Origin of the sequence: Pedobacter superstes (assembly GCF_037622515.1) — a bacterium.
GTDB lineage: Bacteria > Bacteroidota > Bacteroidia > Sphingobacteriales > Sphingobacteriaceae > Paradesertivirga > Paradesertivirga superstes.
The window spans coordinates 1-1005 of the sequence record NZ_JBBJCN010000019.1 but is presented as its reverse complement, the minus strand read 5'-3'; the positions used below and the strand labels follow the sequence as shown (position 1 = coordinate 1005).

At 41.2% G+C, this 1005-nt stretch carries 1 protein-coding gene; it reads left to right on the top strand.

The window, feature by feature from the left end:
- Positions 1-1005, top strand: a 1005-nt coding sequence (gene fbaA / locus WG906_RS19315; protein WP_339994535.1) for a class II fructose-bisphosphate aldolase, incomplete at both ends; no start/stop codon positions are given.

The following is a 1005-nucleotide window of genomic DNA, read 5'->3' as shown; positions in this document are numbered from 1 at the left end:
TTGTATGGCGATGCGGTTCAAGAGTTATTTGAGCAGGCAAAAAAGCATCAGTTTGCTTTACCCGCTGTAAACGTTATCAATACAAATTCGATAAATGCAGTGATGGAAACAGCTAAAGCTGTCAATTCACCCGTAATAATTCAGCTTTCTAATGGCGGAGCACAGTTTTATGCAGGGAAATCCCTGAATAATGAAAAACTGGAAGCTTGTATTTTAGGAGCAGTTTCTGCTGCCAGACATGTTCATTTACTGGCAGAACATTATGGAGTAGCTGTGATATTGCATACAGACCATGCTGCCAAGAAATTATTACCCTGGATAGATGGTTTGCTTTCGCATGGTGAACGTTTTCATCAGCAAACAGGAAAGCCTTTATTCTCATCCCATATGCTCGATCTTTCTGAAGAGCCTATCGAAGAAAACCTGGAGATATCTAAAACGTACCTCGAGCGAATGAAAAAATTGGGGATGACGATTGAGATCGAGCTTGGTGTAACAGGTGGAGAAGAAGACGGAGTGGATAATACAGATGTAGACAGTTCGAAGTTATATACGCAGCCTTCCGAAGTAGCGTACGCTTATAAAGAGCTAAGTACAGTAAGTCCGCGCTTTACTATTGCAGCGGCATTCGGAAATGTTCATGGAGTGTATAAGCCCGGAAATGTGAAACTACAACCGGTAATTCTAAAGAATTCGCAGGATCATATCCGTAAAGAATTTAATATCGAAGAAGAGAAACCAATTAATTTTGTGTTTCACGGAGGCTCAGGATCATCAAAAGAAGAAATAAGCGAAGCAATCTCCTATGGAGCCGTAAAGATGAACATCGATACGGATATGCAATGGGCTTTCTGGGAAGGGATTAAAAATTTCTATCAGTCAAAGGAAGGATATCTTCAGTCGCAGATCGGTAACCCCGAAGGAGCGGATTCTCCAAATAAGAAGTATTACGATCCCCGTGTGTGGTTACGTAAAGGCGAAGAGAATTTTGTTAAGCGTTTAACC